This window comes from Sphingomonas sp. M1-B02 (genome assembly GCF_026167525.1).
GTDB lineage: Bacteria > Pseudomonadota > Alphaproteobacteria > Sphingomonadales > Sphingomonadaceae > Sphingomonas.
Window position 1 is genome coordinate 1516555 of the sequence record NZ_CP110679.1, and the last position, 14803, is coordinate 1531357.

Here is a 14803-nt window from a genome sequence, read left to right on the forward strand (position 1 = left end):
ACGAAGCTCTGGATTTTAGGGGCATGAATTTGAGCAGCGATCTGGCCGTCAGCGCCACCGGCCTCGTCAAGCGCTTCGGCGATCGGCGCGCGGTCGACGGCGTGAGCGTCGCCGTGCCCACCGGCATGATCTACGGCGTGCTGGGCCCCAACGGCGCGGGCAAGACGACCACGCTGCGCATGCTGCTCGGCATCATCGAGCCCGACGAGGGCGATCGGATGCTGCTCGGCCGCTCCAATCCCCGCGAGGCGAGCGATCAGGTCGGCTATTTGCCCGAGGAACGCGGCCTCTATCCGGGTATGAAATGCAAGGAAGCGATCGCCTTCATGGGCGCGCTGCGCGGCCTGCCCTGGGCGACCGGGCGCAAGCGCGCCGCCGGGCTGCTCGAGGCCGCCGGGCTCGGCCACGCCGCCGACGACAAGATCCGCAAACTTTCGAAGGGCATGGCGCAGCTGGTCCAGTTGCTCGGATCGATCGTCCACGAACCCGATCTGCTCGTGCTCGACGAACCCTTTTCGGGGCTCGATCCGGTCAATCAGGAGCGGCTCGAGAAATTGATCCGCGCCGAGCGCGACCGCGGCGCGACGATCCTCTTTTCCACCCACGTCATGGCGCATGCCGAGCGGCTGTGCGATCGGCTGTCGATCATCGCCGGCGGCAAGGTCCGCTTCGAGGGCACAGTGAACGAGGCCCGCGCGCTGCTGCCGCTGAAGGCGCATTACACCCCGCATAACGATATCGAAGGCGCCGGCGCGCTGCTTCCCGCCGATGCCGAGCGCGAGAATGGCAGCTGGCGCTTCACCGTGCCCGATGAGGGGATGGAGGCTCTGCTCGTGCGGCTGATCGACGCCGGCTACGGCATATCGGGCCTGTCGATCGAGCGGCCGGGGCTGCACGACGCCTTCGTCAAGATCGTCGGCGAACAGGCATTGGAGGAAGCGGCATGAGCAATTTTGGCCGCACGCTGCGCCAGACGCTCACGATCGCCCGCCGCGATTTCATCGCGACGGTGTTCACCCCCACTTTCCTGCTTTTCCTGCTCGCGCCCTTGTTCATGATCGGCTTCGGGCTGGTCGGCGGGCTCGGTGCCCAGTCGATGGACAGCGGCGCGCAGGACAAGGTGCGGGTGGTGGCGATCGCCCCCGCCAGCCAGTCGGCGATGATCGTCGAGGCCGACCGCGAGCTGCGCACGCTCTTCCCGCCGCGTGGCGATTATGCGCGGCCGCCGCTGACGCTGGTGGCGCCGGCGACCGATGTGGCAGCACAGGCGCGCGCGATGTTCGACTCGCGCGACTATGAAGCCGCCGCGGTGCTCTACGGTCCGCTCGATCGCCCCGAAATCCTCTACGCTCCGCGCGGCCGCGACGACGCCGCCTATCTCGCCGAACTGGCCGAACAGGCGCTGCGCAACCAGAAGCTCGGCAGCGCGGCACGCCTGAGCACACCTACACGCACCGAGATCAAGCGCGAGGGCATCTCGCTCACCGGCAAGAGCCAGGTCGCCTCGATCGGCGTTTTCGGGATGTTTTTCCTCACGCTGTTCCTGTCGAGCCAGGCGGTGGGCACCATGGCCGAGGAGCGATCGAACAAGGTGATTGAGATTTTGGCGGCCGCGGTTCCGCTCGAATCGGTTTTCCTCGGCAAGCTGGTGGGCATGTTCGCGGTGGCGGTGCTGTTCATCCTGTTCTGGGCGACACTGTTGCTCAACGCCGCAAAATTCATTCCCGGTGACGTGGCCGGCGGCCTCTCCGGCATGGGCTCCGCGGTCGGAATGCCGGCTTATGCGCTGCTCTTCATCGCCTATTTCACGATGGCCTATATGCTCCTCGGTGCAGTTTTCCTGAGCATCGGCGCGCAGACATCGACTCAGCGCGAGCTGCAGATGCTGTCGCTGCCGATCACGATCTTCCAGATGCTGATGTTCGGCTTTTCCCTCGCGGCGGCATCGTCACCCGGCAGCTGGGTCGCGCTGGCAGCGGAGATCTTCCCGTTCAGCTCGCCCTTCGCGATGATCGGGCGTGCCGGCAATTCGCCCGAGCTTTGGCCGCATTTGCTGGCGCTTGCCTGGCAGGCGATGTGGGTCGCGATCACCGTGACGCTGGGCGCGCGCTGGTTCCGCCGCGGCGTGCTCAAATCGGGCAGCCCCAAGTTCAGGCTGAAAGCCATGTTCGCGCGTTAGGCCACTATTGACATCTCTGTCAGTTAGCAGTCTCCTCACGTCAAATGAGGAGAGACACATGGCCACGCTAGCGACCGAAAACGCGCCCGAACATGCCGTCGATCCGCTCGATGTGAGCCGGCCCGAACTGTACCGCGACGACACGTGGCACGAACCCTTCCGCAAGCTGCGCGCCGAAGCCCCGGTCCATTTTTGCGAGAATAGCGACTTCGGGCCTTACTGGTCGGTCTCGACCTATAAGGCGTTGGCCCAGGTCGAATCGCTCCCCGACATCTATTCCTCCGCAATCGGCACCATCACCCTCGCCGATTTGAAGGAGGGGGACATCAGGATGCCGATGTTCATCGCAATGGACCGGCCCAAGCATACCGGCCAGCGGCGCACCGTCGCCCCGGCCTTCACCCCGTCCGAAATGGCGCGGATGACCGAGAATATCCGCGCGCGCTCGGCCGAAATCCTCGATTCGCTGCCGCTGGGAGAGGAATTCGACTGGGTCGATCGAGTCTCGATCGAGCTCAGCACCCAGATGCTGGCGATCCTGTTCGATTTCCCCTGGGAGGACCGGCGAAAACTCACTTACTGGTCCGATTGGGCGGGCGATATCGAGATCGCCAAGGACCCGGTGCTCAAGGAAGAGCGCAAGCAGATTCTGTTCGAATGCGCGGCCTATTTCGGCAATCTGTGGCAAGGCAAGATCGGCAAGGAGCCGACTCCCGATCTCATCTCGATGATGATCCATTCGGATGCGATGTCGCATATGGACCAGATGGAATTTCTGGGAAATCTTCTCCTGCTGATCGTCGGCGGCAACGATACGACGCGCAATTCGATGAGCGCTTATGCCTGGGGACTCGAGCAGTTTCCTGACGAGCGCGCGAAGCTGGAGGCCAATCCCGGATTGATCCCGAATGCGGTCCAGGAAATCATCCGCTGGCAGACTCCGCTCTCGCACATGCGCAGGACCGCGACCCAGGACACCGAACTGGAAGGGAAGATGATCCGCGAGGGCGACAAGCTCGCGCTCTGGTATGTCTCGGCCAATCGCGACGAAAGCGTCTTTCCCGACGCGGACCGGCTGATCGTCGATCGTGAGAATGCGCGGCGGCACCTGGCGTTCGGCCACGGCATCCATCGCTGCGTCGGCGCGCGGCTGGCCGAGCTGCAGATCGGCATATTGCTCGAGGAAATGGGCAAGCGGCGCCTGCGTGCGAATGTGATGCGCGAGCCCGAGCGAGTCGCGGGCTGCTTCGTCCACGGATATCGCAAGATGCCGGTGGAGCTTAGCCACTATTGAAACATGCCTCTCCCAAGGGGAGAGGTAGCGTTGGAATTGCCGTAATCTGTTCCCACATAGGCCGGATGGAAACCGATCGCCGCACCCTTCTCACCGTCGCCGGGCTCGGCGTACTCACCGCGGCCTGCGGAAGCGGACCTGCCGAGGCCGCGCAGACCTTCGCCTTCAACCTCACCGACGCCGAGTGGAAGAAGCGGCTCTCGCCCGCCGCCTATGACGTACTCCGCCACGAGGGCACCGAGCGGCCCTATTCGAGCCCGCTGAACAAGGAAAAGCGCGCGGGAGTCTATGCCTGCGGCGGCTGTACGCTCCCACTCTTTTCATCGAACACTAAGTTCGAAAGCGGCACCGGCTGGCCGAGCTTCTATGCGCCGCTAGCCAATGCGGTGGTCACGCGCACCGATCGAACGCTGGGCTTTTCGCGAACCGAAGTCCGCTGCCGCCGTTGCGGCGGGCATCTCGGCCATGTCTTCGACGATGGTCCGCGCCCGACGGGCAAGCGCTATTGCATGAATGGCGTGGCGATGACCTTCAAGCCGAAGGCCTGACGCGGCTCAGTTGACGCCGGTCTCGGGCTTCAGGTCGCTGAGGTCGAGCTGGAGCGAAGCGACCAGCACGCGATCGTCCTTCTTCACCATCTGGGGAGCCTCGAAATCGTCTGCGTCCGAGGCGCCGTCCGAATAGATGAATCCGTTGATCGGATAGGTCGACGTGCCGAGCCCGCCGACCGAGGCGAACCATACGCGAACCTCGCTCCAGTCGCCCGCTGCCGACACGTCGACGGCGCGCACGTTGCGCTCGATCCCGCCGCGGCGCGACCAATTGGCGTGGGTGAGAAGGACTTCGCGGTCGTCGACGATCTTGGAGACCATCGCGACATGGCCGAACGGGTTGCGGCCGGTTTTCTTGAACGACATCACCGCGCCGACCTTGGGCGCTTCGCCCCGCTCGTAGCGGCCGGCGGCCTGCGCCCACCAGGTCCAGGCATTGCCGTGGATCTTCACGCCGGAGATTTGGCGAGCATAAGGCGCGCATTGCAGGAACGCGCTCTTTGCCTGCGCGGGCATCGAAGTCATCAGGGCGCAAGCCGCCACCAGCGCGAAACGCGCTGCAATCGCTCGAAAATTCACGGGACCCCCCGGTCAGGAAGATGATCTGTTGGATCCTGCTAACCAGATCGTTTCCGGGCCGTACACCCCATCGACCGGTCGATGGGACGAGTCGTTGCGGTGAGCCGATGGGTTGCCGGAACCTTGCCGATTCGCCCCACTTTCCTTCTTGAACGCAGCATTGCCACACGCATCGAGAAACCGGACTCGGTTCATCGCAGCGATGTTGCGCCGCAACACCTTCTGCGCTCCAATCTGAACAGGGGCCAACGACGGATTAAGCAACGCGTTAACCAATCTATTGCATGATCCGTCGGTGGGGAATGAGTGGGTGGGAGTTGAGGTGATGGCATCGAGAATGAAGCCGGCCGAAGGCGCCATGACGCTGGCCGAAATGAAGGAATTTGCGGGATTCAGCGCGGCGACGCAGCGCTATGTCCGCCGCTCGCTCGACATCGGACTTGAGCGCGACGATGCAATGGAGCGCTGGTCGCGCGACGTCGTCGAGGCAGCCAGTATCCGCGCCCAGGCGCGCATGTATGATCGCATCCCCGAAATCCGCGCGCTGATGCCGGACGACAGCGATCTCAACGCGATCGAACCGTTCATGGCGCCGCTGGTCACCGTATCGGCATTCGATCTGAGCCAGGGCCGGCTCACCAGTTTCTCCAGCTTTCGCTTTCTCTACGAGCGGCTGGTCGGCGCCGAGGTTCGACCCTGGCTTCCCGCGGCTTTCTGCTCGGCCGCGGCGCTGCCGCATCTACACCCGGACCTGCGCCGCAAGCTGCTCCAGTCGATCAGCGAAGCCGCGGCTACCGCATCGGGCTGGTCGAACCGTCAGCCTGCATTCTTCCCGCAATGGGTGGAAAAGGTCGACGCGACGGCGCTGCCGAACTGATCTCGCTACCCCTGCCGCTCGCGGCGGGGGTCAGCGGCATACCCTGCCCCCCATCTCGCCACGCTTTGCCTGATCGAGGTGCAGGTGATCACGGTGCGCCGCATTGTAATCGGGCGAAAGCACCGTCGAAAACAGTTTGCACCCGCCGGTACGCACTTCGTGCAGGAAGGCGGCCTTCGCCCCCTCCTTCTCCCAATCGCCGAGCACGCTGATTCGCGTTCCGTCCGCCAGTCGGAAGCCGGCAATGTCGACCGCGTCGGCGGTGGCATGTTCGCTCCAGTCGCCGGAGGTGCGGCCGTAGATGCGCCGGCACGAATAGCTGCCGAGATGATCGACCGATTCCACCCGCGCTCCGAAATGCTTCTGCGCGGCGGGCTGAAGGACGTTCCATTCCCAGAGCGTCAGCGCCGCCGCCACGGGGCAGGAGACGCCTAGATTGGCGGGTGAGAAGCGAATCTGCCGAGAACCACCCGACGCGAAGCGCACCACGTCGCTATAGCCGCATTGCCCCTCCGACTGCACCGCCGGCAGCATCGTATAGCGCACCCCGGCGCTGCGCAGGTGCGCGCGGCAGGCGGCATAATCGTCGGTCAATCCGGCCAGCTTGCGCCCGGTGAAGGCGCCGATCGGCTGCCCCAGATCGAGCCGGGTCCAGGGCAGGTCCTGCGGGCGATTGCGCATCAGCGCGTAGAGCGTAAAGACGATCCCGAGCAGGACCGCGACCGTCACCACCGCACCAATCGTCAGACGGATGGCCCTCACGCGCGAACCGCTTGGCCCAGCGGCTCGGCAGTGACGGGATAGCCGAGATGGTCGGGGATGCAGAGATGGTCGATGCCGTCGCGGCGCTCGACCCAGGGCGTGATCGTCTCCACCGGATGCCCCAGCGCATCGGCCACCGCCTGCTCGAAGCTTGCGAAGGTCGCCAGCCGCTCGAGATTGCGCCGCGTCGGGAAGATGATCATGGCCTCGCCCGCATCAGCGGCGTCCAACACCGCCTGCGCGCCGGCCCAAAAGACCCGAACATTCTCGTTGCCGTCGACCACCGGCTCGGCGTTGTCGGGCGCGCGGGCAAGATAGAAGCGCGTGTCGAAGATCTTGTGCCGCATGCCCGTGGGCAGCCAGCGCGCGAAGGGCGTCAGCGCGTCGATGCGGAGCGCGCCGCCGGCTTTCTCGAGCAGCGCCCCCATCGGCTCACCGGCATAGAGGCGCCTGCCGAGTTTGGGAATCGCAGCGAGCGGGACGTCGAGGCCGACCGCGACTCCCGCTTCCTCCAGCGTCTCGCGCACCGCGGCGACGCGAGCGGCGATATCGTCTGGGTCACCCGCAAACAGAGCGGCGAGCAGCCGGTCGCCCGGATCGACTCGCCCGCCGGGAAAGACCAACGCGCCGGCCGCGAACGACATCGCCTGCGCACGTTCAACCATCAGCAATTCGGGCGGTTTGCCTGCACGGTCGCGCATCACGATTACGGTGGCGGCAGGTATCGCTTCGGCTTCGGCCATAGCCCGATCTAGGGAGCCTTCGCCCCGCTCACCACCCCGAACGCTTCAGACGCACCCGCGCGAGCATGTCGCTGGAGGTCAGGAACAGTGTCTTGCCGTCTTCGCCGAAGCCGCAATTGGCGGTCGCCTTGCCCGTCGAAATCAGCCCGAGAGCCTTGCCCTCGGGCGACAGGATATAGACCCCGCCCGGTCCGGTGGCATAGACATGCCCGTCCGCGCTGGTCTTGAGCCCGTCGGGCAACCCGGGCAGTTTTCGGGCAAGTGCTGCGCGGAAATCGTGAAATACGCGCTTCTTCCTCGTCGCCACGCCGTTGCCGTCGAGTTCGTAGGCGAGGATTTCGGGCCGCTGATCGTCGGACATCGCGATGTAGAGCGTGCGATGATCTGGCGAGACCGCAACGCCGTTGGGCCGCTTCAGGCTCGAATCGATCAGCGTGATCTCGCCCGAGGCAGCGCGCCGGAACACGCCGTTGAAGGAGAGTTCGCGCAGCGGGGAACTGTCGCCATCGGCAAGGCCATAGGGCGGATCGGTGAAGTAGAGCGTGCCACCCTTCCCGGCCGCGACATCGTTGCAGCTGTTGAAGCGCTTGCCCTCGAAGCGGTCGGCCAACACCGTCTTGCGCTTGGTCTTGAGGTCCACAGTCGCGATCAGGCGGGTGCCGGAATCGGCCATGATCAGATTGCCCTGGCCATCGCTCAGCAGGCCGTTGGCCCCCGCTTCCCGTATCCCGGCGGGGATCGGGCCTGCCAGCCCCGAGGGGTTCAGGAACGAGGTAACCCCCTCGCCTTGCTTCCAGCGATAGATGATGTTCGCGGGCACGTCGGTGAAGAGCAGATAGCCACCCTCCTTCACCCAAGCCGGCCCCTCGGCCCATTTGAAGCCGGACCCCAGCACTTCGATCGGCGCGCCGATATCCACGATTGCGTCGAGCGCAGGATCGAGGCGGGTGATGCCGCCTACGGTTTGCGCGTGCGCCAACCTCGGCAAAAGCGGCAGCGCGGCCATTCCGGCCAGCGCGGCGCGGCGCGTCAAGTCGAGGCGGGTCATTGTCTCTCTCCTCTTGTCTTCGGCGGGGTGCGGAAGTCTGCGCTTCGCCCTGCCCGTCATGATCGCGCTATCACCGAAGCGTGGTGGCGCAAAGTCAGAGCGGCAGCGTCGCCCGCGCGATCAGCCCACCCTCGGGACGGTTTGCGACCTCGACATCGCCGCCATGCGCGCGCGCGACTGCCCGGGCGCTCGGAAGCCCGAGGCCGATCCCCCCGGTGTCGCGATTGCGCGATCGCTCGCCGCGGAAGAAAGGCTCGAAGACGCGGTCCATATCTTCGGCCGCGATCCCCGGCCCGGCATCCCGCACCTCGATGATCGCATGGTCTTCGTCCCGGTGGATCGAAACCTGCGCACCGCCGGCATATTTGACTGCATTGGTGACGAGATTGGTGACCATCGTCATCAGACCGGCCGGATTGCCGTTGAGCACGATCGGCGGGCCGGGCGTCAGCGTCACTGCCTCGCCGCGGTCGCTCATGTCGTCGACCACGGTTTCCGCGAGCGATTGCAGGTCGAGCGGGCGGCGCGCCACCGGCTGGCCGGTATCGCGCACATAAGCGAGCGCGGCGGAGATCAGACCTTCCAGATCGCGTATGTCCGCTTCGCACGCGTGCCGAACCTTTGCGGGCACGTCTTCGAGCCGGAGCGCCAGTCGCATCAGCGGTGTGCGCAGATCGTGCGCGACCGCGCCGATCACCACCGTGCGATCGTCGACATAGCGGTTGAGCCGCGCCTGCATGCGATTGAACGCAGTCGCCGCCTCGGCGATCTCGCTCGGGCCGCTGAGTTCGAGCGGAGGCGCGCGCGGATCGCGGCCAAGTCGCTCGGCGGCCGCGGCAAACGCGCCGATCGGCTCGGCGAAGCGGCGTGCAAGCATCCAGGCGAAGGGTGCTACCGCCAGCGCCGAGATTGCAAGCCACAGCAAGCCGAACCAGCGCCACGCCTCGAAACCCTCCGCAGACTTCACGCGCAGCCACGTCCCGTCGGGCTGACGGCGCGCAGCCGAAAAGGCGCCGATTACGATCACCTCGCGCGCATCGGCTGCGCTAATATTCGAGTCCGGAAGGCGCACGCGGGCACGGTCGAACACCGGCTCGCGCTGCGGGAAAGGCGTCGGAAAGCTGATCTCGATGTCGCCTGCTCCAACGCCGAGGGCGGCCGCGAGTGCGGATTTGATCCGTTCGCGGCGAGGATTCCATGGCGCACGATCGACGCGGCGTATCCGCTCTACCTCCATCTCGCCGCTTTCGTCGGTTCCGCGCGCCATCACATCGGTGATCTGGCCGACCGTATAGAGCTTGGCCGAGGGCGCCTGCGCCGCGACCAGCAGGATCAGGTTCATCAGCTGGACGACGGCGACGCAGGCCAGCATCAGCCCAAATATCCGCAGGAAGAGCGGCGAACGGGCCGCGCCTCCGAAAAGCTTCATGTGCGAGCGACGCGCGGCACGAAGAGATAGCCTTCATTGCGCACCGTGCGAATGATCTCGTCGCCCCCCGTGCGCAGCTTGCGCCGCAGCCGGCTCACCTGGACGTCGATCGCGCGATCATAGGCATCCGAATCGGGCCCGCGCGCCGCGGAAAGCAACGCCTCGCGCGTGAGCACGCGGCGTGGCCGCTCGATGAAGACGCGCAGCACTGCAAACTCGCCGTCGGTGAGCCCCACCAGCACGCCCTGCGGATCGAACAGCTCGTGACTGTCGAAATCGATATGCCAGCCGTCGAAGCCATAGACTTCGCCCGACGGTTCGGCCGGGGCGCCGCGACGGCGGAGCGCCGCGCGCACCGTCGCCAATATCTCGCGCGGGCTGCAGGGCTTGGACAGATAATGGCTCGCACCCACCTCCAGGCCCAGGATGCGATCCGGTTCTTCACCCAATGCGCTGAGCAGGACGACCTCGGGCCCGCCGCGCTGCGCGATCCGGCGACAGGCATTCAGTCCGTCCTCGCCGGGCATCATCACATCCAGGATTACGCAATCGACCGGCATGCGCGCCAGCACTTCGTCCATTTCCTGCGCGCTGGCCGCGGTTTCTACCCGGTAGCCCCGCGCGCCGAGACTGTTCGCCAGCAGTTCGCGAATGTCCCGGTCGTCATCGACGACAAGAAGGGTCGCCGTATCGTTCGAAAGCTGCGCCGCGTGAGTCATGCTCATCCTTCTACGCCAAGAACCGCGAAATTTATGCGCTGTCTTTTTCGAAGTCGCGGCCAGGGACGACCATCTTTATCCCTTCCCCGTTGCGGAATCCATCAGCGCTTCGGCCAGTATCCGCGCCCAATCAGCCTGCTGGTCCGCGCTGGCCAGCAGATCCTGGCGGATCTCCACTTCGACATAGGGCCGCGCGGGATAGGCGTGCCGCGGGACGGTATAGTCGATCCCGTCCATCGCATAGGGCTCGTTGTCGCCGACGACCAGATCGCGTTTTTCTCTCAGCGCGTCCAGCACCGTCCGGGCAAGCGTCGCGTTTCCACGATCGTGGAGGATGCCGATCTGCCAAGGGCGCGCCTTCCCGCCCATCGCGGGCGTAAAGCTGTGCAGCGCCACCAGGATCGTCTCGATCCCCAGCCCGTCGCGCCGCGCCAGCTCGGCGGCGATCGCATGATGATAGGGTTCGTGAATTTCCGCAAAGCGCGCTGCGCGATCCTCCGGACGCAACCCGACATTGCCGGGAATCCGGATGCCGTCGCTCGCTTCCGCAATCGCGTCCGGGGCATCGAGCCCCCGGTTGCAGTCGACCACCAGTCGCGAATAGGCCTGGCTGATAAAGGTCGCGTCCAACCTCTCGGCAAGCAGCGGCCCGAGCCCCGCGATCCCGATGTCCCAGGCGATATGCCGTTCGCGCTCTGCCTGATCGAGCCCCAGCGTGCCCAGCGCCGAAGGGATCGCATTGCCGGCATGATCGCCGATCAGCAGGAACGATGCTTCACGCCCCGGATTGAACATTCGAACCGGCGGTGGGTCCTGCGGCGCAAGCAGCGATTGGCTTGGCTGGCCGTTCATGCAACGAGTGTCCGATGCCGCTTCTGAATCTTTCGCATGTGACTTCCTATACATACCGCCAGCCCGTGTCATTCGGCGAGCACCGGATCATGGTTCGGCCGCGCGAGAGCTACGACCAGCATTTGATCGACGCCGATCTGCATATCGATCCGCCCCCCTCCGATCTGCGCTGGCTGCAGGACGTGTTCGGCAATTCGGTGGCGATCGCGACGTTCAATCGGCGCGCCAAGCGGCTGGTGATCGACAGCCGGGTGCAGGTGCTGCACGCTCCCGCCGAAGTCGAGCATGTCGACATCGAGGAATATGCGCGGCTCTATCCCTTCACTTACTCTTCGGAAGAGATGCCCGACCTGCTGCGCTCGATCGAGCGCCAGCATCTCGATCCGCAGCGGCAGATCGACGGCTGGGCGCGGCGCTTCATCAGCCCAACCGGGCATACCGAGACGCTCGCTCTGCTCTCGGACATGACGACCGCGATCAAACGCGAATTCACCTACGTCCCCCGCCCCGAAAAGGGCACCCAGACGCCGATCGAAACGCTCGCCCGCCGCAAGGGCACCTGCCGCGACTATGCTATGCTGATGATCGAGGCGGCGCGCGCGCTTGGCTTCGCCGCGCGCTTCGTCTCTGGCTATGTCTATAACCCGTCCGCGCGCGACCAGCGCACCGGTGGCGGCAATACCCATGCCTGGGTGCGAGTCTATCTGCCGGGATCGGGCTGGGTCGAGTTCGATCCGACCAACGGCATCGTCGGCAGCCGCGGGCTGATCCGCGTGGCGGTGGCGCGCGACATCTATCAGGCGGTGCCGGTATCGGGGACCTGGTCGGGATTTCCTGGCAGTTTCCTGGACATGGAGGTCTCCGTGAACATTTCGGTGGATCAAGGAGTTTCGGCTGATGACACCCCAATCGCCGCCAACGGCTCACGAAAGATACGATGAATGCTGATCCGCGCGGGATATGAAATCCGGTACGAAACCGAGGTGGAAACCCCGATGCTGGCGATGCTGAGCATCCACCCGTCGCGGCACAAGGATCTCCAGACCGAACATCGGATCGAGGCCACGCCGGCAGTCCCGATCTACGACTATGTCGACTCATTCGGCAATGTCTGCACGCGAGTGACGGTGCCGGCTGGCGGGCTGACTTTGCGCTGCGACTTCACGATCGAGGATGACGGGCTCCCGGATCGCGCGACCCCGGACGCGATCCAGCACGCCGTCGAAGACCTGCCCGACGACGTACTCGTCTACCTGCTAGGCAGTCGCTATTGCGAAACCGATCGATTGTCGGAGACGGCATGGTCGTTGTTCGGCCACATCCCAGCCGGCTGGGAGCGGGTCCAGGCGATCGTCGCCTTCACCCACAATCATATCGAGTTCGGCTATCATTTCGCCCGCTCGACCAAGACCGCCTGGGATGCGCATCAGGAGCGGCAGGGCGTGTGCCGCGATTTCGCTCATCTCGCGATCACGCTGTGCCGCTGCATGAACATTCCGGCGCGCTATTGCACCGGCTATCTCGGCGATATCGGCGTGCCCGTCGTCGACGCGCCGATGGACTTCTCGGCTTGGTTCGACGTCTATCTGGGCGGGACCTGGCACACGTTCGACGCGCGCCACAATCAGCCCCGGATCGGCCGCATCCTGATGGCGCGCGGCCGCGACGCAACCGATACGGCGCTCACCAACACCTTCGGCCCCGCGCAACTGGTGGGCTTCGACGTCTTCACCGATGAGGTGCCGGCGCGTGATTGAGCTGCTCGAAGCCGACCCCTTGCTCGACGAAAGCGCGCTGCCGTTCGGCGCGCCCGATTTCGCCCGGATCGATACCGCGGATTTTCTTCCCGCCTTCCGCACCGCGCTCGCCGAGGCCAAGGCGGAGATCGCGGCGATCGCGAACGATCCTGCTCCGGCGACCTTCGACAACAGCATCGCCCAACTCGAGCGTAGCGGTGCCCGGCTCGCGCGGATCCGGCGCATCTTCTGGACGCTTTCCTCGGCACGGTCTGACGCGGCAATGCGCGCGATCGAGACCGACATCTCGGCGATGCTGACGGCGCACGGCACGGCGATCTCGCACGACGCGAAGCTGTTCGCCCGGATACGATCGCTGTGGGAGGCGCGCGAGTCCGCCGGCCTCGACGAAGCGCAGATGCGCTTGGTCGACGACCGCTATCGGGGCTTCGTCGACGGCGGCGCGCTGCTCGACGCGGCCGGCAAGGCGCGATTCGCCGAGCTTTCCCAGCAGCTCTCGGCGCTCGGCACCCAGTTCGGCCAGAATGTGCTCGCCGCCGCCGACGAATGGGAGCTGCTGCTCGACGCGGACGATCTCGACGGCCTGCCGCAGCCGATGTGCGAGTCAGCGGCGAGTAGCGCGACCGAGCGCGGTCACGACGGCCGCTATCTGTTCACGCTCGATCGCGGCGACGCTGAGGGCCTGCTCACTTTCTCGCGCGGACGCGACCTGCGCGAGACGATGTGGCGCGCCTTTACCGGCCGGTGTGACGGCGGCCCGCACGACAATCGCGCTTTGGTCGACGCCATTCTGGCGCTGCGTCAGGAGCGCGCGGCGATGCTCGGATATCCCAGCTATGCAGATTATGCCCTGGTCGACAGCATGGCTAAAACGCCCGAGGCGGCATCGGGACTGCTGATGCGCGTTTGGACCCCCGCATTGCGCCAGGCGCAGGCCGAGCAGGAGGAACTGCAGCGGCTCGCAGACGCCGACGGCATCACCCTCGCGCCCTGGGACTGGCGCTTCTATGCCGAGCAGGTCCGGCGCGATCGCTACGCGCTCGACGGCGGCGAAGTGAAGAAGCATCTCACCCTCGATCGCGTGCGCGAAGCCGCTTTCGGCACGGCGTCGCGCCTCTACGGCCTGCGTTTCCAGCCGCGAACCGATCTCCCCGGCTGGCACGAAGACGTCACCGCATGGGCCGTGAGCGAGACCGACGGGACGCCGCTCGGCTTGCTCTACACCGATTATCTCGCCCGCGCGGGCAAGCATGGCGGCGCCTGGATGGGCTCGCTGCGCGTGCAGGAGAAGATCGACGGCCCGGTCCTTCCGATCGCCTATCTCGTCGCCAATTTCGCCAAGGCGCCCCCCGGCGCCGACACCGGCCTATCGATCGACGAGGCACGCACGCTGTTCCACGAATTCGGCCACGCGCTGCATGCCTTGCTGTCCGACGTGACTTATCCGAGCCAGGCCGGGACCGCGGTCCCTCGCGATTTCGTCGAGTTTCCCAGCAAGTTCATGGAGCATTGGATCGTCGCGCCCGAGACGCTGGCGGGGTTCGGCGTTCCCCCCGCGCTCATCGCCGCGATCGGCCAGGCCGACGATTTCGGCGAGGGCTTTGCGACGGTCGAATTCCTCGCCTCGGCAATCCTGGACCTCGAGCTGCACCGCAGCGCCGACGCCGCACCCGATTCCAGGGCGCTCGAGGCCGAAATCCTCGCGCGGATCGCGATGCCCGCGATCATCGTTCCGCGCCATGGCCTGGCGCACTTCACCCATGTCTTCGACGGCGGTTATGCCGCCGCTTACTATTCCTATCTCTGGTCCGAAGTACTCGATGCCGACGCCTTCGCAGCGTTCGGCGAGGCGGGCAGCATCTTCGACCCGGCGCTGGCCGCCCGCTTCCGCAAGGAAGTTCTCGCGCCAGGCAACAGCCGCGACCCGGCGGACTCGTTCATCGCCTTTCGCGGCCGCGACCCGGACGAAGCCGCGTTGTTGCAGTTGCGCGGGTTCGGTTGAGAATGGCCGGC

General features: G+C 65.6%; 15 protein-coding genes. 8 read left to right on the forward strand and 7 right to left on the reverse strand.

Features of this window, described 5'->3' with window-relative positions; translation table 11 throughout:
- Positions 1 to 23 precede the first annotated feature (23 nt).
- The 4 genes from OKW87_RS07410 to msrB all read left to right on the forward strand — a co-directional run bounded on the left by OKW87_RS07410 (position 24) and on the right by msrB (position 4021).
- Positions 24 to 947, forward strand: coding sequence for an ABC transporter ATP-binding protein (locus OKW87_RS07410; RefSeq protein WP_265543529.1), 924 nt, complete (start codon positions 24 to 26; stop codon positions 945 to 947).
- The gene (locus OKW87_RS07415) at positions 944 to 2179 is read left to right on the forward strand and encodes an ABC transporter permease (RefSeq protein ID WP_265543530.1); all 1236 of its coding nucleotides are present in this window, start codon (positions 944 to 946) and stop codon (positions 2177 to 2179) included. The genes OKW87_RS07410 and OKW87_RS07415 overlap by 4 nt, the downstream gene beginning before the upstream one ends.
- A 58-nt stretch (positions 2180 to 2237) precedes the next feature.
- A complete protein-coding gene (locus OKW87_RS07420; protein ID WP_265543532.1) occupies positions 2238 to 3473 on the forward strand; it encodes a cytochrome P450 in 1236 nt (411 codons plus the stop codon).
- Positions 3474 to 3538: 65 nt separating this feature from the next.
- Positions 3539 to 4021, forward strand: coding sequence for a peptide-methionine (R)-S-oxide reductase MsrB (gene msrB, locus OKW87_RS07425; protein ID WP_265543534.1), 483 nt, complete (start codon positions 3539 to 3541; stop codon positions 4019 to 4021).
- 6 nt (positions 4022 to 4027) lie between these two features.
- Here msrB and OKW87_RS07430 read toward each other — a convergent pair whose 3' ends face one another.
- Entirely contained in the window at positions 4028 to 4549 is a 522-nt protein-coding gene (locus tag OKW87_RS07430) for a CHAP domain-containing protein (RefSeq protein ID WP_265543535.1), read from the reverse strand.
- Between the two features lie 379 nt (positions 4550 to 4928).
- On the opposite strand from OKW87_RS07430, the gene OKW87_RS07435 reads away from it, so the two are divergent.
- On the forward strand, positions 4929 to 5480 hold the full coding sequence (locus OKW87_RS07435; RefSeq protein ID WP_265543536.1) for a hypothetical protein: 552 nt from the start codon (positions 4929 to 4931) through the stop codon (positions 5478 to 5480).
- A gap of 30 nt (positions 5481 to 5510) precedes the next feature.
- Here the strand turns inward: OKW87_RS07435 and OKW87_RS07440 are convergent, their stop codons facing one another.
- The 6 genes from OKW87_RS07440 to OKW87_RS07465 form a co-directional block, all read right to left on the reverse strand.
- Complete coding sequence (locus tag OKW87_RS07440; protein WP_265543538.1) at positions 5511 to 6242, reverse strand: extensin-like domain-containing protein; 732 nt, start codon at positions 6240 to 6242, stop codon at positions 5511 to 5513.
- Entirely contained in the window at positions 6239 to 6985 is a 747-nt protein-coding gene (locus OKW87_RS07445) for an NUDIX hydrolase (RefSeq protein WP_265543540.1), read from the reverse strand. The genes OKW87_RS07440 and OKW87_RS07445 overlap by 4 nt, the downstream gene beginning before the upstream one ends.
- A 28-nt stretch (positions 6986 to 7013) precedes the next feature.
- Positions 7014 to 8033, reverse strand: coding sequence for an SMP-30/gluconolactonase/LRE family protein (locus OKW87_RS07450; protein WP_265543542.1), 1020 nt, complete (start codon positions 8031 to 8033; stop codon positions 7014 to 7016).
- 94 nt (positions 8034 to 8127) lie between these two features.
- The gene (locus OKW87_RS07455) at positions 8128 to 9462 is read right to left on the reverse strand and encodes an ATP-binding protein (protein WP_265543544.1); all 1335 of its coding nucleotides are present in this window, start codon (positions 9460 to 9462) and stop codon (positions 8128 to 8130) included.
- Complete coding sequence (locus OKW87_RS07460; protein ID WP_265543547.1) at positions 9459 to 10187, reverse strand: response regulator; 729 nt, start codon at positions 10185 to 10187, stop codon at positions 9459 to 9461. Before OKW87_RS07460 ends, OKW87_RS07455 begins: the two co-directional genes overlap by 4 nt.
- A gap of 69 nt (positions 10188 to 10256) precedes the next feature.
- Complete coding sequence (locus tag OKW87_RS07465; RefSeq protein WP_265543549.1) at positions 10257 to 11033, reverse strand: N-formylglutamate amidohydrolase; 777 nt, start codon at positions 11031 to 11033, stop codon at positions 10257 to 10259.
- Positions 11034 to 11047: 14 nt separating this feature from the next.
- Here OKW87_RS07465 and OKW87_RS07470 point away from each other — a divergent pair, with 14 nt between their 5' ends.
- From OKW87_RS07470 to OKW87_RS07480, 3 genes are read left to right on the forward strand one after another with little or no spacing between them, the layout of a single operon-like run.
- Entirely contained in the window at positions 11048 to 11974 is a 927-nt protein-coding gene (locus tag OKW87_RS07470; protein WP_265543550.1) for a transglutaminase family protein, read from the forward strand.
- Positions 11975 to 12790 (forward strand): transglutaminase-like domain-containing protein, encoded by an 816-nt coding sequence (locus OKW87_RS07475; RefSeq protein WP_265543552.1) that lies wholly within the window; start codon positions 11975 to 11977, stop codon positions 12788 to 12790. It begins immediately after the preceding gene.
- Entirely contained in the window at positions 12783 to 14792 is a 2010-nt protein-coding gene (locus tag OKW87_RS07480; protein WP_265543554.1) for a M3 family metallopeptidase, read from the forward strand. The genes OKW87_RS07475 and OKW87_RS07480 overlap by 8 nt, the downstream gene beginning before the upstream one ends.
- The last annotated feature ends 11 nt before the right edge of the window (positions 14793 to 14803 follow it).